Here is a 22,281-nt window from a genome sequence, read left to right on the forward strand (position 1 = left end):
TTCAGCATTCTTCTTTATTATTTATATTTCTACGAATTGAGTTAGTTAACATTAAATCAATCTCTTTTTCACTGAAAGTCTGCTCTTCCTCTGTCTTCAGAGATTTTTGAGCAGCCTTATAACCTTTTTCATCTGTACTAGGTGACTCTTCATAAACCTTACTTGTTCTTTCTTGTAATTCATCACGTTTCTCTCGGATTTGATTTGCATCGAGGTCTTCAAAATCAGTAAGAACAGTCACATATTCTTCTCTGATTTTCCAAAGTGCATCAGCAGCACTTCGATGCTTTTGAGCTGTTTCAACTAATTCAAAACTTTTAGCATAAGAGTTTAGTATTAACAAAAGCAAAGAACAAATCCCGCCAAAAATAGTTGCAGTCTTAGTAGTTTCACTTACGAATAAGGTTATAAAACTACCAGTAGTTACTGTTGACAAAAGAATCTGCCCTATTTTAATATTACTGTTTCTTTTTAGTAGTCTGTGTACGATTTTATTATGAGCAGTTTGTGTGTACACTATACGCCCATATGCCTCTCTAAGTTGTGATTCTAATTTATAACCACTACTAGTTTGCGAACTTCGATCCATAAATTTCCCTCCAGGCTAATTTAGATAATGTCGGGTATTCTTCATCATCAATTGCTTCAAGAGCTTTATTATATGCTCTTTTAGCTTTATGCTGAAAGTCGCCTGTCTTATAAACTTTCCTAACGCTCCCTGGTGCATACCAATATTCTTGCGTAGAACTGAGTTCCATTAAATATTTGAAGAAATCCCGACTCATCCAATCATAATAGTAGTAAGACGTGCTATCATAAGTATCAACAGAATTTAGGAATCTATAAGCCAGTGTATCAATTAGAATACCATTGATGGGTACATTACATTCACTCTTCCATGCTCTCGCCATTCTACATAGTCGCTTTAAATTTTTATTTTTTAGTGCGTTTAGTTCATTCATTGCTTTCATCTCAGACCTTGGATCAGTTACTCTCCAAGATCCACCATTATTAGTATCTGGATATATATATGAACTCAAATCCGAAGCAAGAAAAGCAGGCACTATTTCAAACCGAATACCGTCATCAAATTCAATAACTATGACTTGGCCATCACCACGGATTTTTGATCTAGGGTAAGTTTTAGCAATTTCATTCTTTACGTTTTGAATAAATGCAGACTGCCTGTTTCCAACATACGCATCATACCTTTGCTTAATAGCATGCGGAAGACTTACGATAATATCAATATCACTGGTCCATATCTCGGTACCACGTCCATATGATCCTACGTAAAGACCGTGTGCAGTTTCAGAAGTTGAATTCCAATAAGACTGATTAATTTGCTTTACTATTCGTTTATAACGATATTGAATTGTTTCGACTGTTAAAGAGCTCATGTTTAAGTTAAAACAGAAACTATTAAAATTTTCACCGACTCCCATGAAATCACCCTTATTCCTTATTTTTTTAATCTGCATATAAATCATACCATTTATTTCTTTCTACATTTTTACAGATAGCTTTTAAGACACTGTATTTTTTATAGTTCGTTTAATGTTTCTACTTTAAAAATTTTTTGAAAGGTATTGCTACTATGTTGTTTGATTTCCATGAAAATTTAGAATATTTTAAAATTAATCCATTTGCTTAATATATCCAGATAAAGCTTTTATTTCACCAGTAACGTCACTATAAAAGCTCACTTTCATTTGATTCCCTCCAAATATAGCCTCATTAATAGGATTTTCATAAATAAATAATGCTTGCTCATCCATTTCAAGTTACCCCGTTCTTTATACATGTTGCGGTTAATTTGACAAACTGTCATATATTAAACGTAGAATGAGAATTTACTCGAACGGTAAATTTGTTACATGTAAGTTTGAGAGTTCGTTTAGAGATTGCAGATACGCATTCGTAGTGTTAATTGAATTATGACCAACTAACTGCATAACTCCGATCAGCGGACTTCCATTGGCAAGGAGTTTCGTGATATAAGCACGGCGGAACCAGTGAGGCGGATTACTATTTTTTGCTGCTACGACCTCCACAGCTTTATGAGTCATCAAACGGAGCGCTTCATAAGTCAAAGCCTTTCCTGATTTTTTTGTACTGAAAGCGATGTAAAGAGTATCTACTTCTTCAATCATCATGAGTGTTTGTAGTCGATTGATCAGATGACTCGTTTTTTCTGTGAGTGGGATTCGACGCCATTTATCACGTTTTCCTTTCACTTCGATATAGAATGTATGCTGATTTCGCTTCACGTTGTTAAATTTTACAGAAAGAAGTTCTGAGGCTCGCATTCCGGTCGTCAACAACAAATAGCCAATGGTTTCATTTCGGAGCTCGATGAGTTCCTTTTTTTGTGCTCGTTGAACCGTATAACGAAATGATTCAGCAATGCGTTCAATCTCTTCAAAATCAACTTCTCGACGAAGGGGTTCTGGTCGCTTCTGATTTTTCACATGGAAAGCTAAGTTGTGTTGATGATATTGATTGATATGAAGGTAAGTTAAGAGACGCTTTAACATATTGTTCTTGCGTTGCGCCGTGCGAGGTGAATATTGCTCGTTTACGTCAAACAAGTAACGATGAATATCTAGAACGGTCAAGCGCTTTAGACCTTCGGTTTTGGTCATCACAAAACTGAGAACGAATTCGAGATCTTGCTTATAGGCACGACGCGTGTGCGGACTCTTATCAGCGTAGATTGGGAATAATTCCGTTGCCCAGAACAATTCAATCACTTCGATGTCAGTTAACGTATCGAGATCGATGTGGTCTTTTTTCAGCGCCTCGGCTAATTTAGGATTTGCCCCGGTCAATTCTCGCAATGCCACTTCGAAGGCCTGCTGCTTTTTCTTGATCTCCATGTCTCTTCCTCTTTTCTAATCAGTTTTCATTAAAAATGAAACATATGCACAATATTTAGTGATTTTTTATGTAATACAGCTGTATTTTTAATTATATACAATTGTTTTCTTAGATTATTCTAGCGATTATGAAGTAATACATTATTAACAGATATAACAAATATTAATAATTAACTTGTGATAACCTTATATTATCACAAGTATGATGAAGATAAATATGTTAAAAAAATCATCTTGATGTATAGTTATCTTAGATAATTAATTCAATTTTAGTTTGTATGTAAGTTTAAGGGAGGCATATCTAATATGATAATAAAAGTGGATTTATCAAAAATTACTGATTCACCCATAAATAATTCTAACGTAAAAGAGTCAAATTCATTTCAGAAGCTAAAAATGGAGTTACTACAAGGGAGTCCAACTTCTTATTTAGTATCGGGATATAGAGGAGTTGGAAAGACCTCGTTTATTAATACATTAGTCCAAGAGATTAATTCTGAAATAAAAGAGAAAAACTCAAACACCAATCAAAATAAATTAGAGAAATTATTTGTGAATTTAAAAGTTAGCAAATACAAAGATTTTTCGTTAATAATTAGAAGTTTAATTCGTGAAATTTATCTCTCAATAGATGAGAGCAGTGAAATAAAAAGTAAGATAAAAGAAAAAGATGAGAAGTTGTATGAGGAAATAAGATTATTGCACATAAGAACTTTTAAAGATGTTTCTATTAAAAAAAATTATTTGATAGAAACAAACTTAAGTAAAGGTATTGGTTTAAATCCATCAACAGTCAATATTTTTATACGGACGTTCTTTTTAATTTTTGGAGGATTTGGTTTAATTGATTATTTTAAAAAGGGAGAAGTTAATTGGACTTTTGTTTCTATGTTGATATTCATAATGATAGTTATTTTTATTGCTGAGTTTAGTTATAAAAAGAACAAGGAAGAAAGTGATGAGATCAGTCAAAAAACTTTATACGATGATGAAATAGCAGAAAGTCAATTATATAGAGTTATTAATGGACTTCATCAAATCAATATCGAGTTGGTAATAATCATTGACGAATTAGACAAAATTGAAGAAGAAACCGAAATCAATAGTTTTATTTCGGAATTAAAACCTTTGCTTTTAAATGGGAAAACTAATTTTGTACTAATTTTTGGTCAAAGAATGCTATATAAATATTTAATGGCTGATATTGAGGAAGACAATTTAGTCAGAAGCATTTTTACAAGAAATATACATATACCCTTGCCTAGTTCGGAGGTATTTGAAAATTACTTTTATTCTTTAATTAAAGATACTAATTATGATTCAGACCTTATTGAGCAGTATATCCAAGCAAATATTTTATCTTCGAATAGAGTACTTCGAAAATTTATAGGCGTTGTAAGAAATGATATTTTCTTTGATGAAGACGGAAATGCCGTTTTAAATATTGAATCCGACAACAAGTTATTAAAAACAAATGCTCAAATCTCAAAAATTATTAGAAAAATTGAAGAAGAGATAATCTGTAGCGAAAAATCAGTATTTTCTGAAGTGGAGCAAGATTATTTAGTCTATTTTTTATACATTACTATAAATAAAATTAAAAGAATGAGACATGTAGAGTTTAATATTGAAGACATATTAATAGAAAATGATTTATCTAAAAATGCTTTTATGAATCTATTTTATGAAAGTATTAAAGAACATACGGAAACATTAATTGAACAATTGGTGCAAAATGAAATACTTGTAAATTTACATTCATCCGACAGTTCAGATGAAAGCTACGGAAAAGAATTACCAAGATATAAGTGGTCTGATAATGTAGCAATAGAAAATAAATATCATTTATCTTCTCCATTCCTATTCTTTTTAAATGAATATATTCATTTTGAAAAATGGATGAGAGATCTTTCTGAGTCGGAATATCTATTAGGCAGTGAATCTAAGAACACACACCGTGGTATATACTTTATTATGCAAAAACTACATCAAAAAGAAGTAATATCTAGAAAATTATTATCGGAATTTCAAGAGTTTAATAATTTAAGAAATCAAATTGCACATGGAATGAATATTGCAGATGACCCAAATAACGAAGTTCGAGATATTACCAATCAGTTTATTGGATTTCAAACACTTATCTTTGAACAGATGATGATTTTTCTATTAAATAAAATAAATTCAAAAAGCAATCAATACGATTGCGTGGAAGATTTTAAAGGTTATCCAGCAATAAACAATATTTTGTTTGAGTTTAAACTAGTTAATACAAATCAATTAACAAAATTACTAAAACTATATTCTAGAATGATGGATGAAAACGAAGAGATAAAAGAAGTGAGGGTTTTAATTTTTTCTCCTACACTTTCAAATAAATTAAGTTCAGAAATACCTGATAAAAATAAAAATCCTAAACTGAAAATTAAAGCAGTTTCCTCATTAACTAATATGGATTATGAAGATTTTCTCACTGTTTAATAAAGATCTTGAAAAAATAATAGATTTGATCCACTTTATCCACTTAGAATGTGAAAATGATTTTTTAATTATTGTTTAGAATATCTCTTCCAAACAAATAAAAAAGTCTCGTAGCTATTTATCTAAATGCAGCTACGAGACTTTTTTTCATTCTTTTTGAAACTTACTATTTAGTTGTGTTGAATACCATTCTAAATAGTGGAGGACAGCCCATAGTGATTGATACAAATCATTGTGCCCTTTTTCTGAGGGACTTAGGCCATGAGCTATAGAATTTCGTGTAGCAATCAAATCATTTATGCTGGCAATACTTTGTAACAATAAAGCATCTTTACCATCTTGTTTTAAGGTGAATTTATCTTGTATTTTTTTATGCTTAATATTTGTCATATTATTATTTAATATATTTTTATTTAAAACTTCAGATAAATACAATTTAACAGTAGGTTGATGTCGCATAGAGTTATCAAAAATGCAATTAAAAATCTCTTTTATAGCAGCATCATATGTTGAATTGAGTAAGAGTAATCCGTATGTACTCATCAATCCGTATACTTCTGAGGATCTCTCCTGGGCAGTCATTTTTATCATTTTTTGATAGTATTCTATGACACTTAATAGTGAGTCATATGTCAAATCTTCAACTAAAGTCTCTAGAAATTTCGCTTTTTCAAAAAGCTCATCAATCTGATCTGAGTCAGTTTCATCCGATCTTATCATTCAAAAATCTCCTCGATTTTTTTAACTCTATACATAATTTTTGGCATCCTATTTGTTTGGGAAGTAATTGCATCAATGAACTTTTCATCTGCAAATAAGTTTAAAAATCTATCTTTATTTAATTTGATTTCCTCTAAACTATGCTTACTTAGTACGTACATCAATGCCTCAAAGAGAGGAATATTTATCTTTTTTGTGTAGGAACTATCTCCTTCTCCGTCCTCTTTTAATTCATGTCTTCTGAATAAAACACCTACTGATTCATAATTTGTATTATCATTTACTTGCTGTTCTAACCAAATGAGATTAGTCTCTAATTCCTGAAAAAGACTATTGATAACACTTGAATTTGCGTGAGAAATCCTAAGCATAAAAGAATTAATTTCTTTTTTATATGAAATACTGCTAGATGATTTTAAAGGTGTATCAAGTATATGTTTTAATGTGAAATATCTAGCTAGAATCTCTTGATCTTGGAGGCGTTTGTCTGCTTCGACATTACTAGCTTCATCTAGTGATACCATTCTATACGCAGATTTCCATATTTCCTTTTCTGCAAAAAATTGTAGACGTTCAACAAATTCACCGAAGTAAATGGCACGTCTTATTTCTTGACTGTTCAATTGTATGCTCCCTGTATTTATTCTTTCGAATAAACTATATAACGCAATATTACGTTCTTCTTCTGAATCGGATAATATTTGGAATACTGCGGTTCGTATATTCGTACTTCTTAGTTTCCTTTGATAGCTAGTATCTAGATCGTTAAATCTTTTATTCACCCACTTGGGATTTATCTCAGAAATATTACTTAAAGCAAAATTATTGTCTAAATAGTCAATCAATGTATGAATGCGCTGTTGTCCATCAATAATCATCATGACATTTTCAGCGTAGTCTGTAAAAAACATACCCGGTATAGGATATCCGAGAAGAATAGACTCAATAAATCTTGATTTCCTTTTTGCATCCCAAACAAGTTCTCTCTGAAAAGGTGGAATGATTAACTCTTCTTCTTTAACTAAAGTTCTAAGTTCTCTTACAGAAAAATCTACACCTCTAGTTGTAACTTCGACTTCTTCCACGTACTCTACAAACTGATTCTCTTCATCAATTTCATTTTTTATCCCTAAATCTGTAACATCCATGTTCAAACACTCCCTTAAATAAATTCATTTAAATATATCGACATCAAAAAAATAATTTAAAGTAATTTCCAGTCCATCACAAAACTTTTTAATTGTACTCACTTTAGGATGCTTCGTTCGTCCGTTCATCAACTCAGAAATTGTAGCTTGATTCAATCCACCTTTTTGAATTACTTGATGGATTGTCATATTCCGTTCCGCTGCGAGCTCTTTCATTCGTTCGATGATTGCCTCGTTCAATTCCACTTGCTCACCCCACGATCAAAGTACTCTCTTCATCACTTATTCTTTACAAACGCTTCTATTCCTCTACCCTACCACAATCTCTTGAAATCAAAATACTTGTCATTATTTTCTATACTTAAAGCGTTATTTTTTTACAGTTGTGCGACAAAATAAAAAATATTGAGTTACTGTTGCTCTTCCTCCCTTGTATAGTGCGGATTCGACAAGAATCGTCAATTGTAAAATTTCTGACATATCAGAAAACTGATGTTCTTTGTAGCTTAATCCTGCTATATTGGAACCAACAAAAGGAAACATCTGTTTGGTCGCCGCTCTGGTTTACAGAAAGGGGAAGGCTTATGTATCGATTCGGTGAGTGGTTGAAGGAGAACCGCCGACTCTCAGGTTGGTCACAGGTTGAATTATCAGAGAAGACATTTGGAGAGATTTCACAGCCCGCTATCAGTCAATACGAACAGAATCGTTCGATGCCATCGATTGCCGACATCGATCATCTGGCTCGCGCATTTGGACACACGCTCGCGACGGTTCCATGGGACGCCATCGAATTTGGATACGGCTACGGGGCAAAACATTCTGTCTCCAAGCTCGAGCGCCGTCGGTTCGACCTGAAGGAACTGCCGCAGGCCGACTCGGTCCGCACGTTTGACGGGAAAACGTATGAACTGCACGGTTTCATCGGCATCGAGAAGGCAAGCGGCGAGGCTGTCCAGTTGACGCAACTCTACTATCGAATCCGCACGGTCGTCTGTGATGCCCACGTGCTCGCCAAACGCAAGAACCCGGATGACGAGCTCATCCACGTCAAGAAGCGGAAAAGGATCTTACAGTAACCGTCATCGACGCAGCAGCACATCCTTAAGGATGGTCTAATCCAATCACATATCGGCGTGTCCCTCACCAGTGACCGGGTGAGCGGGATCTACGCACAGATGGTTCGGCGAGAGTCGCCTAAAACTCGTCACAAGGTCACCGCATCGTTTCGGGTCATCGAAAAACCCTGTACAGCTCCTTAGATATATGTGGAGCAGAGTTCGTGGGGAAACGGCTAGAAACCCACCGCACCGAATCCGACTGTCCTTAATGATGTGCTGCTGCACATCACGAGATCAAGGGAAGGAAGTGTGTACTGTGGCATCAAAAGAACAGAAACAGAATCGTAGCTTCGCCGAGAAACTTTTACGCATCCGTGGGAAGGACTATGAGGAGTGGCTCGATGAGCAACATCAACAAGTCATCCAGGACAACCAGGAACTCATTTTGGAGGCGCTCGAGGCGAAGCTCAGCTTCAAGTCGCCGGCGCACCAGGACTAAGGAGGGAACGACATGGGACTCAATGAGACAGGGCTCAGCTTGCTTCAGTTCTTCCAGGGGCTCGCCGTCATCGCCGCGGCCATCGCCTTCGCGATCGGGGGCTTCTATTTCATCTTCGGAGGAGATCGTGGCCGCTCGAAGGCCGTCGGTTGGCTCGTCGGGGGCGCCGTCGGCCTGATCATCGTCATGGGCGCGTTCACGCTCGCCGAGATGGTCGACCAGAACATCAAATTCTAATGCAAACTCACGCAGCGTTCCAATCGGAAGGCTTTTTTTGTTGCTTGAAACGAGAGGAGGAACGAGATGCTGTTTGTACGGTTCACCGACGTGCCGGACACACGGATCCAGAACTATGAACGGCTCCCCTTTACCGAGGCGGTCGTCGCGACTCACAATCTGCACCAGGCACGTAGCGAGGAAGGAACGAGCTGTTCCGGTGACTTCCGGCTCTTCGATCAGAAAGACGAGTTGCTCTATCGAGGGACGTTCACGTTCGGGTCCGAAGGAACGTATCCGAACCTGTATCATCAGGTGAAAGATCGGGTACTACGGATCCGGATGAAGAAAGAGGATAACGCGAAGAAGATGTGGCTCCTCGACGAGATCGAGTCCGAGACACCGGACCACTATAAGCGCCAATCCGTTAAACAAATCACAACCGTCTCGTCGACCTATCAGTCACGGCTGACTCGCTTGCAACGCCGCCTCATGTACGGGGCGGCCACAGTCGGGATTCTCTTCACATCGTTGTTCACTGTCACCCAATGGTTTATCGATAAAGAGGCGCACGCTGAGCAGGTAACCGGGGGCGAACAGGTGTGGCTAGATGCTTACGACCAGGCGCTCCAAGGTGAGGAAGCCTCATTAATCAATTTACTGGAACGAAAAGATCGGTCCGAGGAAGAGGATGCCCTATTGATCGACCTCTATCTGGCGGAAGGAAAAGACCAGAAGGCGCTCAAGCTTACGGATGATCCAATCCTGATCGAGACGAAGCTGGCCGGGCTCGCCCTATCCGATCAGGAGAAATTGGAACGGCTCAAGGAGTTCCAAGCGTCACATCCGACCGATGAGGGTGCGTTCGATATCGCCACACTGGAACGAGACCATGAGACCGTGGCCAAGACGGAAAATGTGGAATGGACCGCGCTCCGCGTCTCTGCGAAAGTGACCGCCTATCTCTATCTCGGCGACATCGAGTCCGCAAAGGGGTGGGCGTCTAAGACGAACGACACTGCCGTACAAGAAAAAGTGGACAACTATCAAGACAGCATGGCCGCAATCGACAAACTGAACGAGAAACTGAAGAAAACCTCTAGCAAGGACACTTCGGCCCGTGAGAAGATTCAAGTCGCTATCGCTACAGAAGAAATTAAATTGCAAACAATTCTTTATTCAGATTAAGGTAGGTGAAATAATTGAGAACTCTGTCTCTATCACCACTATTTTCGATACGCCTGATCTTCCCCGCCCTGTTCTGCCTGTTGGTGTTGCCGGTCGGGATTTTTTATCTGCTGAACGGGGTCTACAACATCATTCGACAAATCATGACCCCAATCTTACAAGAAGGTCTGTTGGCTGGACCGACGATTCCAACGCTCTCCCCCTCCCTGTTCTTGGAGGTAAGTCTTCCCTCTTCGACCGTCTTGATCGGACTGATGGCGTTCAGTCTGCTCATCGGACTGGTCGTGTTCGGCAAGGTATGGCTGAACTTCCGGGATTTGCGGAAAAATCAGAAAGGGAGCGCCCGCTTCACCTCATTCGATGAAATGAAACAACAGTACCGCCGCGTCCCCGACCGGAAGAAACGGTATGACGGATTAGGCGGTGTCCCTGTCGGACGGGTCAAGAACGAGCTGTTCATCGATGATTCGCCCGTCAACAACCTTGTCATCGGCACAACCCGATCCGGGAAGGGCGAGACGTTCGTCTTCTCGACAATCGATCTGTACAGCCGGGCACGTGACCAGGCGAGTTTGATCATCAACGACCCGAAAGGTGAGCTCTTTGCCGCCTCGAAGGAGACGCTCGAGCAACGCGGCTATCAGGTCGAGGTGTTGAACCTGATGAACCCGCTCCAGTCGATGTCGTACAACCTGTTGCAACTGACGATTGACGCATTCCTCGAGGAGAACTATTCGCTCGCCCAACAGTATGCGCGCTCGGTCGCCTTCATGTTGTACCATGACCCGAAGGCACGGGACCCTTTCTGGGCCAACTCGTCAATCGACCTGTGTACGGCGCTCATCCTCGGACTCTGTGAGGAGGCGAAGGACACGCCAGAGAAGATCAACATGTACAACGTCGCCCTCATGCTCTCGGACCTTGGCTCACGGATGGTCGTGACGCGACAAGGACAGGAGATCTCCGCGCTCGACGAGTTCTTTCATCGATTCCCGGAGAACCATCCCGCCCGGCTCCAGTTCGCGACGCTCCACTTCTCGGGTGGTCAGACACGGGCGAGTATTTTAGCCAATACCAATGCGAAACTCGGGATCTTCACGTTGAACGGGACCGGGAAGCTGACGTCGATGAACTCGCTCGACATGCGACGCATCGGATTCAACCGCTGGATCAGTGGACGGACTGAACCTTTGACACGGATCACGTTCAAATTCCCGGATGGGACAACCCATGCGCTCACGACCGATGACGATGGCAGCTTCATCGTGTATCATACGTCGTCGCTTCAATATGGAAACACCGTTCAAATCTCGACCGACTCAGGTACTTCAATGATTCAGTTGGAAACGCAGGACGAGGAAACCGGACAATTCGATTACTCTATCGACGGTGCAATCCAAATCCGTGAGGTGATGCATCAACTCCAACCTGTGGCGGTGTTCCTGATTGTCCCGGACTATGACCCGACATTCAATGTCATCGCATCCCTTTATATCAAACAGGTGTACACGGCGCTCGCCCGGGTCGCCTCGCAGACTATACAAGGCAAATGCGAGCGCCAGGTCGTCTTCTTACTCGATGAGTTCGGCAACATGCCGCCGATTGAGGGCATGGCCAACATCATCACCGTCTGTCTCGGGCGCAACATGCGCTTCAATCTCGTCATCCAAGCCTATTCCCAACTCGAGAACCTATACGGAGAGGATTGGAAGACAATCGACGGAAACTGCGGGAACACACACTATCTATTGACCGCGGACGAGTCGACCGCCGAACTGATCTCGAAGAAGCTCGGTGAGGCGACCATCGTCACGAAATCGCGGTCCGGTCAAACGTTCTCGCTCAAGAAATCGAAAACGGAGAACGTGGACGGTCGTCGGCTCATGACAGCGACCGAGGTCATGGGACTCAAAGAAGGCGAGATGCTCATCATCCGTGTCATCAAACGTCAGGACATGAAGAAGCGACGCATCCAGTCGTATCCAATCTTCTTGAGCGGCAAGACGGCGATGAAGTACCGCTACGAATACCTGGCGGATGACTTCGACACGGACCGCTCCCTGCATGACATCGACATCCCATGCCGTCACGCCGGTCTCGACTTCGAACAGATCCGCGTTCGTTTCGCGAAGCAAGAAGACGAGACGGAAGGCAACGCGACAGCGAATCAAGAAGATAAGTCTTTGACGGTACGTGATGTGTTGCAGGACAGCATCCTCCGCTCGATGTTCGAAGGACATGACATCGGTGGGATGTCCCTCCCTGAGTTCGAGACGAACCTGAACCTAGGAGTTTACGACGTCACCGACAGCCAGAAGAGCTTTTTGAGCACGATGATCGCGAAGCGACTCGAGAAACTAAAGCAAGGCACACCGTAGAGAGGAGGCCGAACCCATGGCCGAGAGTGCAAGAGAGAAGCGAATCCAGAACGAATTGCGTGTCGTCGCGAGGATCATCGAGACGCAGCGCGTCCGCCTCGAGCGGGGCGACGTGCTCAACATTCAGACGACCGATGGCTTTCTGACCGTCTATCAGGACGACACCTCAGACACCCCGAAAACTGTTACACTAATAGATAAGTTCGACTTCCGCGTCAACCTGAAAGTCGCGGATCTATTGAAGGGGAAAATCGTCTGACGGAGGGGTAAACGTTATGAGGAAACTACTTGCGGGTACTTTAGGAATCAGCTTGTTTTTACTTGGAGCTTGCTCAAATTCCAATGAGTCTTTGGTTCAACGTGATATTGAACACGTTGAGAAGGTCATGACAGCCGAAGAGGATGATTATTTGCTGATTGTAAAAGAAGAAGATGGTGAATTCGAAGAGTTCGTTGAATTCGTAAAAGAGGTAGCGAACGAAGAGAGTCAACAAGTCACGCTCTATAATACGTTTCAGCCAGATGGCGAAGAACTTGTCGATCGTGGTAACTTTGAATACACTGACGAACTAAAAGGTGCCGTTCTATACTCGATTCAAGATGGAAACGTCACAGATGAAATCAATGTTGGAATGTTGACGGCGGATAATTACAAACAACAGTTAGCAGACTTCTTTACTAGGACTCAGTAGATTGGGGGTCTTTCAATGGCTGATTCCGATTTAATCACCAAATTACAGGAATACGAAGATGTACTCCAAATAAGTAGTATGGTCAATGACGCACTGCGCTCAATGGGATGGATTCTTGTCAGAGGACTATCAGTCTTGATTGACGGCCTTGAATCAATCACGAATCAAATCCTATTAACCAATACATTCTTCAATAATGAACAAGTGGTTGAATTCGTTCTTACGATTCAACCTTTTTTGTATGTTCTTTTAGCAGGAAGTTTCTTGTTCACTGGGTACTTGTTGATTTTCCAAAAGAAATTTGAACGTGAGAATTTTTTGATCAACCTGTTCATCACACTATTGATCTTAGGTTTACTTTCACCAACTATGAGCCGAATTCAGGAGTTCTCTGATGAGGCAATCGCAGAAATCGGAACAGACTCGCTTTACGACGGAGAAGCCTCATTATCTGAGAGTATCTTAAAGCGGAATGTACATGATTTGATTGAGCACGATTCGAAGAATTTTGATGCTAATACAGGCGAATCATTAAATGCCATTCCGACTGAGTTGATTGATAATATCCGAATTAATGAGATTTTCGACAAGAACAACTATGACTTATCGGCAACAGGAAACAAATTGGCCGAGTCCTATATTCTATGGAACGGAAAAGAGACAAGTCTCGGTAAACTCGACCAAAGTGGCGTCGAATGGAACAACCAGTATTACTACCGCTATCAGCCGAACTGGTTGACCATCTTCGTGACACTCGGAATCATGGGCTTCACGCTGTTCTCGATCGCCTACAAACTGGCTCGTCTCTCGTTCGAGCTTGCCTTCAACTATGTCTTGGCAATCCTCGTCGCACCGGCTGATCTGCACAGTGGTCAAAAGACGAAAAAGGTCATCCAAAGCATTTTGAACACGTTCCTCGTGATCATCCTGATCTTCGTCTCCATCAAGCTGTACACGATCGGGACCGCCTATCTCGCGGAGACGTTGGACGGGTTCGCTTATCTGATCGCCCTCATCGCCTTCTCGGTCGCCTTGATCGATGGGCCGAACATGGTCGAGCGGCTGTTCGGGATCGATGCGGGACTCAAGCGGGGCTGGGGTGTCGCCCTCGGCGCCTATGCCGCTGGGAAAGGCGTGACCTCGGCAGGTGCCCATGCAGTCTCGAAGGTCGCGCGTGTCACACAAGGCGAACCGAAAATGCCATCGCTCCATGAAGCCGCGACGGCTCGGATGGATTCGAATGCCATGCCGCAAAATGATTCACCGCTTAATGTGATGAGCCAATCTGCACAGCGGATGGACGCCGAGAGACACATTGATCCAGATAATGTCGCACAGGAGAACCAAACCGCGAGTCGCACGCAGATCGACAAAGAGAAACAGACAAATTCGAAGGACGTTGCGCAACCAATCAGTGCTAAAAAATCAGAACCGGAAGCGCCAGGATCTCCAAATTTGAAGGAAGCGTCGGGCCGCACGTCTCCCGAATCGATTCATGCGACGAACCCTGAATCGAATATCGAAAGTGGACCCGACCAGCAAACAATATTATCGGAGACGCAAAGACCAGAGTCGATTCACGATCATTCAAGTTCTGGTCATGCTTCAAGCCCTAGTTCGGCGCCTATCGAACGGATCACTAGTTCTATCGATACCGCATCCGGACCTGAGAATCGTCAAGGCGAATCGGTAGCCGGAGAAGCCCCGACGTCACCGACACACCATGACGTACCAAGTTCAAACGGCTCATCTTCGTCATCTGTGCCGGATTCAAATGACACGGTATCAGAGAAACGTCAAGGACGCGCCCGACGGACTATCCATCAGGACACCGTGATTGATGTAGAGACCGAGATCATCGAACAGGTGCGCGAGAATCAGACGCACCGTCACACGCAGAACCATGAAGAGTCACGACGGATTTATCCGACCTCGCCACCACGACCTGACCAAACTAAAAAGAAGGAGTGATGATCCATGCGCAACTATCGAATCCCGAACGAGGTCACGACCGAGCTGAAGATCAACAAGATACTCTATCTGCACGACTTCCTGTTCCTCGTCGGGCTCATCGTGCTCCGGCTCGTGACACTCCCGTTCATCCCGTCCGTGCTGCACATCCCGTTCACGGTCTTTCTCGTCGTCTTCGGGCTGTTCATGGTACTCCGACCGGCGACCAATCCGCAGAAGCGAATGGTCCACGCGCTCTATTACGCGCTCATCAAACGAAAAGACACTTATCTCGCGCTCGATGCACAGACGAAAGGACGTGATTGAGATGGCGTTTATCGAAGACACACTACAGGGACCAAGACCCACGGGCACCTGGCTCGACGAACAGGATGTGGTCGAGAAGCGGAAGGTCAAAGACAAGGTCGTCGTCAAACCGACGGTCGCCGAGCTGATGCCGGTCGTCGACATCACTGGGACCGAGGCGTTCGAGATGCGCGACGGGACCTATCTCGACATGGTCCAGCTCACCTCAAAGGACATCTATTCTTTAAATGAAGAGGAAAAAGACCATGATGTGTTCTCGCTCGCCTATCTTCTGCAGGCGTACACGCACCCGCTTAAGGTCGTGCCGCTGAACACACCGCTCAGTCTCGAACGGCAGAAAATCAGCATCGAACGACAGATTCGACAAAATCAGACACCGGCCTACCTGCCCTTCTTGTTGAAGAAGAAGCAGGAGCTTGAATACCTCGAGGAGCATCGCACCAATCGCGATTATCTCCTCTTTTTTTATGCCGATGACGAGCGGACGCTACGGGAGCGGAAGACGCATCTCTATAAACTGCTCCGCCGCTCAAACCCGATGCGCGAGCTGACGCTCGACCAGAAAGTCCATGTGCTCTATCAATTGAACAACCCGAACACGAAACCGCAACTCGACGCCTGAAGAAAGGAGTGACTCAGCATGTGGCAGCGCCTGCGTGACAAGTTATCCAAACAACAGGAACCGGAGACCGTCAAGATCGAGAAAGGCTACAATCCCGACGTTATCGCCAAGATCCAGCCGCAGGGTGGCATCCGATTCGATGCCAACTTCGTCCGGCTCGGGGACGGCTACCTGTCGTGCCTCCATGTCTACAAATATCAATCGCTCGTCTACGACTACTGGCTCGAACCGATCTTGAACATGCCGGGCGTTCTGACGACGCTCGACATCGGGACGGCCGACAAGCGCGAGATCATCCAGACCATCAACAAGTCGATGGCCGAACAGAACACACGCTTCGAGAACGCGAAGGACAACATCGACCGCATCGACGCTAGGGAGACATATAAAGAACTGAACGAACTCTACGAACAGATCACCCAAGGCGAGACGATGAAATATCTGCACCTGCGTCTCTATGTGAAAGCGAAGACGCTCGACGCGCTCGAGGTGAAAGTACAGGAAGTGATGGAAGAACTCGAGGCCCGGAACTTCCGCTCGACGATCTTCCTGAACGAACAGGAATGGGAGTGGCAAAGCTTGTTCACGAGCTATGACCAGCAACAGAAGCTCCCGAATCGGCGCCGTGGGAAAGAGATCCCGTCCCTCTCCATCGCCGGCGGCTATCCGTTCCACTTCACGTCGCTCCAGGACGCGACCGGCACGTATTATGGGACGACCGACACGAACGGCAGCGTCATCTTCGACCTGTTCCACAAGGACAAGCAACGCAAGTTCTATAACGCGCTCATGATCGGCAAGATGGGATCCGGCAAGTCGACGCTCCTCAAGAAGACGGTGCTCGACCAAGCGATCAAGGGCAACAAAATCCGCATCCTCGACGTCACGGGCGAGTTCTCTGACCTCGTGCGTCAGCTTGGCGGGAAAGAAATCGCGCTCGACGGGTCGGCCGGGCTCATCAATCCGCTACATGTCTATAAGACCGTGACGAATAACGACGGCAGCGCCAACGAGGCGCTCTCGTTCATGCAGCACCTGTCAAAGATGGCCGTGTTCTATCACTACATCAACCCGGCGGCGACACAGGAAGAGACGAACGAGTTCGAGATCCTGCTCCGGGATTTGTACGTCCGGCACGGGCTCTGGGACGAACAGGGCGAGTTGCCGATCACGACGCATTCGACGAACCGGTACCCAACGTTCTCCGACTTCTTGCATCTCGTGCGTCGTGAACTCTACACGGATGACACGCGCACGTCGATCAAAGAAGCGATCAGTCCGAACCGGGTGCGGCGTCTCGAGAACATCGAGCTCGCCGTCACGAACCTCGTCCATAACTACGGCAACATCTTCGACGGACACTCTTCGATCGACCGGTTCGACGAGGAGCTCATCGTCTCGTTCCCGCTCCGGAACCTGACGAGCCTACGGGACGAGGTGTTTCAGGCGCAGGTGTTCTCCTTGATGAACATGCTGTGGGACGGGATGATTGCCAACGGCTCGAGTCAACTGAAGGCTTATAACCAGGGCGTTCTCCGGACCGAAGAGGCATGCAAGTACCTCATCGTCATCGATGAGGCGCACCACTTGATCAACACGCGTGACATCGCACAGCCGGCCATCCTGTATCTACAACGTTGCATGCGCGAGGCGCGCAAGTATTTCGGCGGCATCTTCTTCGTGTCGCATCTGATCACCGACTTCGTGCCGGCCGGATCGAAGTCCGAGAACGCGGAGAACGTCAAGTCGCTCTTCCAGCTTACGCAATACAAGATCATCGGCGAACAGGACGCGGAGAGCATCCCGATCATCCAGACGGTGTTTGATGGCCAACTCTCGAATTCCGAGATGCGCATCATTCCCTCGCTCGAGACGGGTCGCGTCGTCCTCAGCATCTCGGGCGTGCAGAACCTCATCTTTGACGTCGATGTCGCGCCCGAGGAACTCGCCTTGTTCGGTGGAGGTGCCTGATGTGGGCGGCCGCGAAACGGACGGCCCGCTTCGCCCTCATGGCGAAGTGGCAGCTCGCGACGCTCAAGTGGCGGCTCATCCTGCTCGGCATCGCGGCACTCGTCTTGTTCCTGGTCATCCTCATCGTCGGAATCCTCGACACGCTCACAGGTGTCCAGAACGAACAACCGACCGACGTCACGTTCAATACCGCAGGAGGTCTACAGGTAAGCGACCAGGTGCTCCAATATCGGGGCCTGGTCGAATCGGAACTGTCGAAGCACGGACTGGCCGAACAGACGAACCTCGTACTCGCGCTCATGATGCAGGAAAGCGGCGGACGCGGGAACGACCCGATGCAGGCGAGCGAATCGAAATGTGGACGCATCGGATGCATCACCTCCCCCGAGGAGAGCATCGTCTACGGCGTCGAACATTTTACCTCCGTCTTCGAACGGGCGAACCGTGACGTGCAGCTCACGCTACAGAGTTACAACTTCGGAGGCGGCTTTATTGACTATGTCCAGGAGAACGGTGGGCGCTACTCGAAAGAACTCGCCATCTCGTTCTCGCAGATGATGTACCAGCACGTGAAGCACACCGGCATCTACCGCTGTCATCGTCCGAGCGCGGTCCAGTACGGCGCCTGTTACGGAGACATCGAGTATGTCGATGCGGTATTGAAATACCTTGCGCCGATTGCCGTCGCCGACGGGGTCATCACGAAAGAACTGTTATCAGGGTTACGTTCCCCGCTCGCCATCCCGCTCAACGTGACATCGCGTTTCGGGTGGCGCGTCGTCTTCGGGCAACGGGACAATCATACCGGTATCGACTTCAGTTGCACCCCGTCCGACACGATCCACGCGGTCAAGAGCGGCACCGTCATCCATAGCGGGAATCGTGGACCGTACGGCAATCTCGTCCAGGTCCGGCATGACAATTACATCACGGCGTACGCGCACCTGAGTCGTCTCGGCGTTCAGACGGGGCAACAAATCGACGCTGGACAGGCGCTCGGGTACTGCGGCACGACCGGCCGCTCGAGCGGGAACCATCTGCATTTCGAGATCAAGACGGGTGAATGGTCCGGTCATATCGACCCCGCCCCGGTCTTCGGATTGTGAGTCATGGATGTATGGAAAGGAGGAAGACGAATGAACTTCACCGCACGTCACCTCGCGTATCTGCTCGGGGTTTTGCTCCTGATTTCGATTGCGGCGAACATCTTTTTCTATCAACAAGTGACGGCTGTCACGAGTACTTCAGACCCTAGTGAGACGAAAAATGAGAGCGTCACTTCCCTTGAATCGGCAACCTCCGAGGATACGTCAGCGGACACCGAACAAGTCGTCGCTTCAAAGGAGACGGAACGAATGGAGGAGCTGACGACACGCGCGACGCGCTTCGTCGAGTACGCCTTCACCATCATGAAGGACAGTTACACGACCCAGAAACGACAGGCGAAGGACGTCATGTCGGAAGAACTCGCGGCCACGCTCTTCGCCTCTGACGGCAGTGATGTCGGCACGTTCGAGACGACCGTCCGCAACATCGAGGTGTTTCCTTCTGTCTCCGGAGAAGATTGTCTCGTACGGTTCGAACAGGACCTGTTGATTACCGAGACGGGTTATGAAGAGACGACGCAAGAACTGTTGGCCCTGACGTTCGAGTCTATCGAAGGACGTTTGGTCGTCACCGAAATGGAAGACCTGACACCTGAAGGAGGAATCTAGATGCGACGACAAACACGACGGCGTCTCACCCAGAACGTCTCCCGGTTCTACCTCGGACTCGGCGTATTCTTTGTCGTCGGCTTCCTCTTTTTCGGTACCTCGTCGTTCTTCTTCGCCGAGGAGGCACCGGTCAATGAGACGCCGATCAACGAGGCAATCCGTCTCTCGAACGGGGAGACCGTGACGCTCCACGCGTCCAGTTACGATACGGAGGCCAAGACAATACGCATCCGACTCTCGCTCGATGAAGCACCAGGTAACACGAACGATCATCTCTTCCGCTATGTCTATAAGGCACGTCCGGATTCCGAGAAGGAAGTCATGGTGCTGTATGACCGGAACGATCAATACGTGCTCGAATTGAAAGATGTTCCGAGCGACTTCGACCAGCTCGCTGTCCGGATTTACGGATTGGATGAGTCACAATCGATCGACACACTCACATCCGAGGAACGGGAGAACAGTCTTTTGACGTCACTCTATGCCGACCGTCGGACCATCCAACAGGCGAGCCACACATCATCTGACGAGACAACTTTCACGAGACTATTCGTCGAGGACGAGCTCGCGGAGACCGAACGGCATTTGGAAACAGCACAGCAGTCAGTCGAAGCACAACGGCAACAAATCGAGCGACTCGACCGTGACAAAGAGGAACTCGAAGACGAACTTCCCTACCTCTCGCTCGACGAACAGGTCGAACAGGAGAACGAAATTTTCGATCTTGGCCGGAAGCGTGACGAGCTCACACTAGAACTTGAAAAGCTCGAACAGTCGGTCGTAGCGCTCGAAGAAAAGCACGACAAGTTGCGTGTTCGGCTCCGGGAACTATCAATTTAAGTGGCACATTTCGTGCCAAATCGATGATTTTACTGGCACATTTCGTGCCGTTTTCGGACTTTTGGTGATATCACGGAAACCCCAGGCTCTGCCTGGGCTATCACGACAAGTGATAGCAGTTTCCCCTTATGCTCTTTTGAATGAACTTTTAGGACGTCGGCAAAATATAGCCTCTAGAAAGGTGGTCAGGCAGATGGATCTGTTACTCCGCGACATCGACCCCGTCATCGTGAAGCAGATTGACGAATGGGCAAAGAAACATAACCGTTCCCGGCAACAATATTTGAAAGAACTTCTCGCTTCTTGGTGCGCGAACGGTATCCAATCGACGCAGGTCGATCGACTCGAACGGCAACTCGAGGCGAACACGCTCCATCTAAAGCGGAGCGCGGACGAGCTCGCCGAAGTGACCCGATTGTTGAACGAGGTGATGCAGGATGCGTGAGACGCCGGGCGTCGTCATCAAGTCGAAATTTAAAGTGCCGGGTACGAAAAAGAAGTCGCGTCGTTATACGACGTACCTCGATTACATCAATCGTCCGGACGCGAAAGATAGCCGTGAACAGTTCGAGACGTACCATGATTACATGGACGACGAGACGAAATCGAGCGGTCTGTTCACACGCGAGGACGACCGGTTGGACGACGACAAGCGGCGCGTCGTCCGTAACATTTTTAAGCACGCGCAAGAGAAAGGAAGCATCCTCTGGCAAGATGTCATCTCGTTCGATAACGCTTGGTTACGCGATACCGGTGTGCTCCATGATGACCTCATCGACGAGAAACGATTGATTCAGGCGACACGGAACGCGGTCGATTCGATGCTCCAAAAAGAGAAGATGGTCCATGCCTACTGGACCGGTGCCGTGCATTACAACACCGACAACATCCACGTGCATGTCGCCATCGTCGAGACGAGCCACATGCGCGAGCGCGGTAAGCGAAAACCGAAATCAATCGAGCTGATGAAGTCGAAAGTCATCCATTCCCTCGCCGACCGGACGAAAGAACAGGATAAACTGAACGCCTTCATCCGAGATGAGTTGGTCGCCTATAAGCGGAACCGGAAGATTCAAACGCTCCCGAACCGTGTCCTGCATCCCGAGCTCGTCCGTCAGTTCAAAGACATCTATGAACGTTTGCCAGAAGACAAACGACAGTGGAGCTACAACATGAACGGGATGCAGCCTCTCCGTGAGTCGCTCGATCGTTTGACCGACCGCTATATCGACATTCACTTCAAATCAGAGTTCCAAGCCTTCAACGAGCGGCTCGAGCAAGAAGTGTCATTCCATCGTCGTAGCTACGGCGACACGGAGAAGGCCGAGCGGTACCGGACGACGAAGCGTCAGGACCTCTACACCCGGATGGGGAATGCCATCCTCACTGAGATGCGTGAGCTAGCGAAAGAGCAACAAGTAAATGAGAAGAGTGAACCTATCAAACATCCGGTCCGACGTGCGTTCAAAGAACAAAAGATATTCAACGAATCACTCTACCGGATCGAGCGGCATATGAACGACGAATTCGAACACTTGAAGAACCAACGCGCTTTCGAACAGCTAGAACGGGACATCGAATATGGAAAGTGAGGGAG

Annotated in this window: 24 protein-coding genes; 17 read left to right on the forward strand and 7 right to left on the reverse strand. The window is 45.8% G+C overall.

The window, feature by feature from the left end:
- Position 1: 1 nt before the first annotated feature.
- From KNO98_RS13520 to KNO98_RS13535, 4 genes are all read right to left on the reverse strand, one after another.
- Positions 2-589 (reverse strand): SLATT domain-containing protein, encoded by a 588-nt coding sequence (locus tag KNO98_RS13520; protein WP_214701370.1) that lies wholly within the window; start codon positions 587-589, stop codon positions 2-4.
- Positions 567-1,445 (reverse strand): SMODS domain-containing nucleotidyltransferase, encoded by an 879-nt coding sequence (locus KNO98_RS13525; RefSeq protein ID WP_214701371.1) that lies wholly within the window; start codon positions 1,443-1,445, stop codon positions 567-569. The genes KNO98_RS13520 and KNO98_RS13525 overlap by 23 nt, the downstream gene beginning before the upstream one ends.
- Positions 1,446-1,637: 192 nt before the next feature.
- On the reverse strand, positions 1,638-1,778 hold the full coding sequence (locus tag KNO98_RS13530) for a hypothetical protein (protein WP_214701372.1): 141 nt from the start codon (positions 1,776-1,778) through the stop codon (positions 1,638-1,640).
- A gap of 75 nt (positions 1,779-1,853) precedes the next feature.
- The gene (locus KNO98_RS13535) at positions 1,854-2,879 is read right to left on the reverse strand and encodes a tyrosine-type recombinase/integrase (RefSeq protein WP_214701373.1); all 1,026 of its coding nucleotides are present in this window, start codon (positions 2,877-2,879) and stop codon (positions 1,854-1,856) included.
- Positions 2,880-3,185: 306 nt separating this feature from the next.
- Here KNO98_RS13535 and KNO98_RS13540 point away from each other — a divergent pair, with 306 nt between their 5' ends.
- Entirely contained in the window at positions 3,186-5,357 is a 2,172-nt protein-coding gene (locus KNO98_RS13540; protein WP_214701375.1) for a P-loop NTPase fold protein, read from the forward strand.
- 147 nt (positions 5,358-5,504) lie between these two features.
- Here KNO98_RS13540 and KNO98_RS13545 read toward each other — a convergent pair whose 3' ends face one another.
- From KNO98_RS13545 to KNO98_RS13555, 3 genes are read right to left on the reverse strand one after another with little or no spacing between them, the layout of a single operon-like run.
- Positions 5,505-6,077: an MAE_28990/MAE_18760 family HEPN-like nuclease gene (locus KNO98_RS13545; protein ID WP_214701377.1), complete on the reverse strand. Its 573-nt coding sequence runs from the start codon at positions 6,075-6,077 to the stop codon at positions 5,505-5,507.
- Positions 6,074-7,225 (reverse strand): DUF262 domain-containing protein, encoded by a 1,152-nt coding sequence (locus KNO98_RS13550; protein ID WP_214701379.1) that lies wholly within the window; start codon positions 7,223-7,225, stop codon positions 6,074-6,076. Before KNO98_RS13550 ends, KNO98_RS13545 begins: the two co-directional genes overlap by 4 nt.
- A gap of 24 nt (positions 7,226-7,249) precedes the next feature.
- Positions 7,250-7,471 carry a helix-turn-helix domain-containing protein gene (locus KNO98_RS13555; protein WP_214701381.1) on the reverse strand — a complete coding sequence of 74 codons (222 nt, stop codon included), beginning with the start codon at positions 7,469-7,471 and terminating at the stop codon, positions 7,250-7,252.
- A gap of 338 nt (positions 7,472-7,809) precedes the next feature.
- On the opposite strand from KNO98_RS13555, the gene KNO98_RS13560 reads away from it, so the two are divergent.
- The 16 genes from KNO98_RS13560 (at position 7,810) to mobP2 (ending at position 22,276) form a co-directional block, all read left to right on the forward strand.
- A complete protein-coding gene (locus tag KNO98_RS13560; RefSeq protein ID WP_214701383.1) occupies positions 7,810-8,304 on the forward strand; it encodes a helix-turn-helix domain-containing protein in 495 nt (164 codons plus the stop codon).
- Between the two features lie 298 nt (positions 8,305-8,602).
- Positions 8,603-8,785 (forward strand): hypothetical protein, encoded by a 183-nt coding sequence (locus KNO98_RS13565; RefSeq protein ID WP_021065836.1) that lies wholly within the window; start codon positions 8,603-8,605, stop codon positions 8,783-8,785.
- Between the two features lie 12 nt (positions 8,786-8,797).
- A complete protein-coding gene (locus KNO98_RS13570) occupies positions 8,798-9,022 on the forward strand; it encodes a hypothetical protein (protein WP_012390467.1) in 225 nt (74 codons plus the stop codon).
- A gap of 66 nt (positions 9,023-9,088) precedes the next feature.
- Complete coding sequence (locus tag KNO98_RS13575) at positions 9,089-10,189, forward strand: hypothetical protein (protein WP_214701385.1); 1,101 nt, start codon at positions 9,089-9,091, stop codon at positions 10,187-10,189.
- Positions 10,190-10,203: 14 nt separating this feature from the next.
- Entirely contained in the window at positions 10,204-12,567 is a 2,364-nt protein-coding gene (locus KNO98_RS13580) for a VirD4-like conjugal transfer protein, CD1115 family (RefSeq protein ID WP_214701387.1), read from the forward strand.
- A 16-nt stretch (positions 12,568-12,583) separates the two neighbouring features.
- Positions 12,584-12,826: a hypothetical protein gene (locus KNO98_RS13585; protein WP_012390470.1), complete on the forward strand. Its 243-nt coding sequence runs from the start codon at positions 12,584-12,586 to the stop codon at positions 12,824-12,826.
- A gap of 16 nt (positions 12,827-12,842) precedes the next feature.
- Positions 12,843-13,259 carry a hypothetical protein gene (locus tag KNO98_RS13590; protein WP_026824338.1) on the forward strand — a complete coding sequence of 139 codons (417 nt, stop codon included), beginning with the start codon at positions 12,843-12,845 and terminating at the stop codon, positions 13,257-13,259.
- A 15-nt stretch (positions 13,260-13,274) separates the two neighbouring features.
- Positions 13,275-15,230 (forward strand): pLS20_p028 family conjugation system transmembrane protein, encoded by a 1,956-nt coding sequence (locus KNO98_RS13595; protein WP_214701389.1) that lies wholly within the window; start codon positions 13,275-13,277, stop codon positions 15,228-15,230.
- 6 nt (positions 15,231-15,236) lie between these two features.
- Positions 15,237-15,536, forward strand: coding sequence for a DUF5592 family protein (locus KNO98_RS13600; RefSeq protein WP_214701390.1), 300 nt, complete (start codon positions 15,237-15,239; stop codon positions 15,534-15,536).
- A complete protein-coding gene (locus KNO98_RS13605) occupies positions 15,511-16,158 on the forward strand; it encodes a hypothetical protein (RefSeq protein WP_214701392.1) in 648 nt (215 codons plus the stop codon). Before KNO98_RS13600 ends, KNO98_RS13605 begins: the two co-directional genes overlap by 26 nt.
- Positions 16,159-16,176: 18 nt before the next feature.
- Positions 16,177-18,129, forward strand: a complete 1,953-nt coding sequence (locus KNO98_RS13610) for a VirB4 family type IV secretion system protein (protein WP_214701393.1) — start codon at positions 16,177-16,179, stop codon at positions 18,127-18,129.
- Entirely contained in the window at positions 18,129-19,235 is a 1,107-nt protein-coding gene (locus KNO98_RS13615; protein ID WP_251130031.1) for a lysozyme family protein, read from the forward strand. The genes KNO98_RS13610 and KNO98_RS13615 overlap by 1 nt, the downstream gene beginning before the upstream one ends.
- 30 nt (positions 19,236-19,265) lie before the next feature.
- Positions 19,266-19,844: a hypothetical protein gene (locus KNO98_RS13620; protein WP_214701394.1), complete on the forward strand. Its 579-nt coding sequence runs from the start codon at positions 19,266-19,268 to the stop codon at positions 19,842-19,844.
- Positions 19,845-20,684 (forward strand): hypothetical protein, encoded by an 840-nt coding sequence (locus tag KNO98_RS13625; protein ID WP_214701395.1) that lies wholly within the window; start codon positions 19,845-19,847, stop codon positions 20,682-20,684.
- 193 nt (positions 20,685-20,877) lie between these two features.
- The gene (locus KNO98_RS13630) at positions 20,878-21,129 is read left to right on the forward strand and encodes a hypothetical protein (protein WP_214701396.1); all 252 of its coding nucleotides are present in this window, start codon (positions 20,878-20,880) and stop codon (positions 21,127-21,129) included.
- On the forward strand, positions 21,122-22,276 hold the full coding sequence (mobP2, locus tag KNO98_RS13635; protein WP_214701397.1) for a MobP2 family relaxase: 1,155 nt from the start codon (positions 21,122-21,124) through the stop codon (positions 22,274-22,276). The genes KNO98_RS13630 and mobP2 overlap by 8 nt, the downstream gene beginning before the upstream one ends.
- Positions 22,277-22,281: the final 5 nt, after the last annotated feature.

Source organism: Exiguobacterium sp. s57, from assembly GCF_018617685.1.
Classification (GTDB): Bacteria; Bacillota; Bacilli; order Exiguobacteriales; family Exiguobacteriaceae; genus Exiguobacterium; species Exiguobacterium marinum.

Bases quoted from the DNA above. Each gene is read 5' to 3' on its own strand.
- KNO98_RS13520 (WP_214701370.1), bottom strand. From the start codon at position 589: ATGGATCGAAGTTCGCAAACTAGTAGTGGTTATAAATTAGAATCACAA.
- KNO98_RS13575 (WP_214701385.1), top strand. From the start codon at position 9,089: ATGCTGTTTGTACGGTTCACCGACGTGCCGGACACACGGATCCAGAAC.
- KNO98_RS13595 (WP_214701389.1), top strand. From the start codon at position 13,275: ATGGCTGATTCCGATTTAATCACCAAATTACAGGAATACGAAGATGTA.
- KNO98_RS13525 (WP_214701371.1), bottom strand. From the start codon at position 1,445: ATGGGAGTCGGTGAAAATTTTAATAGTTTCTGTTTTAACTTAAACATG.
- KNO98_RS13530 (WP_214701372.1), bottom strand. From the start codon at position 1,778: ATGGATGAGCAAGCATTATTTATTTATGAAAATCCTATTAATGAGGCT.
- KNO98_RS13570 (WP_012390467.1), top strand. From the start codon at position 8,798: ATGGGACTCAATGAGACAGGGCTCAGCTTGCTTCAGTTCTTCCAGGGG.
- KNO98_RS13615 (WP_251130031.1), top strand. From the start codon at position 18,129: ATGTGGGCGGCCGCGAAACGGACGGCCCGCTTCGCCCTCATGGCGAAG.
- KNO98_RS13630 (WP_214701396.1), top strand. From the start codon at position 20,878: ATGGATCTGTTACTCCGCGACATCGACCCCGTCATCGTGAAGCAGATT.
- KNO98_RS13540 (WP_214701375.1), top strand. From the start codon at position 3,186: ATGATAATAAAAGTGGATTTATCAAAAATTACTGATTCACCCATAAAT.
- mobP2 (WP_214701397.1), top strand. From the start codon at position 21,122: ATGCGTGAGACGCCGGGCGTCGTCATCAAGTCGAAATTTAAAGTGCCG.
- KNO98_RS13620 (WP_214701394.1), top strand. From the start codon at position 19,266: ATGAACTTCACCGCACGTCACCTCGCGTATCTGCTCGGGGTTTTGCTC.
- KNO98_RS13545 (WP_214701377.1), bottom strand. From the start codon at position 6,077: ATGATAAGATCGGATGAAACTGACTCAGATCAGATTGATGAGCTTTTT.
- KNO98_RS13610 (WP_214701393.1), top strand. From the start codon at position 16,177: ATGTGGCAGCGCCTGCGTGACAAGTTATCCAAACAACAGGAACCGGAG.
- KNO98_RS13560 (WP_214701383.1), top strand. From the start codon at position 7,810: ATGTATCGATTCGGTGAGTGGTTGAAGGAGAACCGCCGACTCTCAGGT.
- KNO98_RS13550 (WP_214701379.1), bottom strand. From the start codon at position 7,225: ATGGATGTTACAGATTTAGGGATAAAAAATGAAATTGATGAAGAGAAT.
- KNO98_RS13600 (WP_214701390.1), top strand. From the start codon at position 15,237: ATGCGCAACTATCGAATCCCGAACGAGGTCACGACCGAGCTGAAGATC.
- KNO98_RS13585 (WP_012390470.1), top strand. From the start codon at position 12,584: ATGGCCGAGAGTGCAAGAGAGAAGCGAATCCAGAACGAATTGCGTGTC.
- KNO98_RS13535 (WP_214701373.1), bottom strand. From the start codon at position 2,879: ATGGAGATCAAGAAAAAGCAGCAGGCCTTCGAAGTGGCATTGCGAGAA.
- KNO98_RS13625 (WP_214701395.1), top strand. From the start codon at position 19,845: ATGCGACGACAAACACGACGGCGTCTCACCCAGAACGTCTCCCGGTTC.
- KNO98_RS13605 (WP_214701392.1), top strand. From the start codon at position 15,511: ATGCACAGACGAAAGGACGTGATTGAGATGGCGTTTATCGAAGACACA.
- KNO98_RS13590 (WP_026824338.1), top strand. From the start codon at position 12,843: ATGAGGAAACTACTTGCGGGTACTTTAGGAATCAGCTTGTTTTTACTT.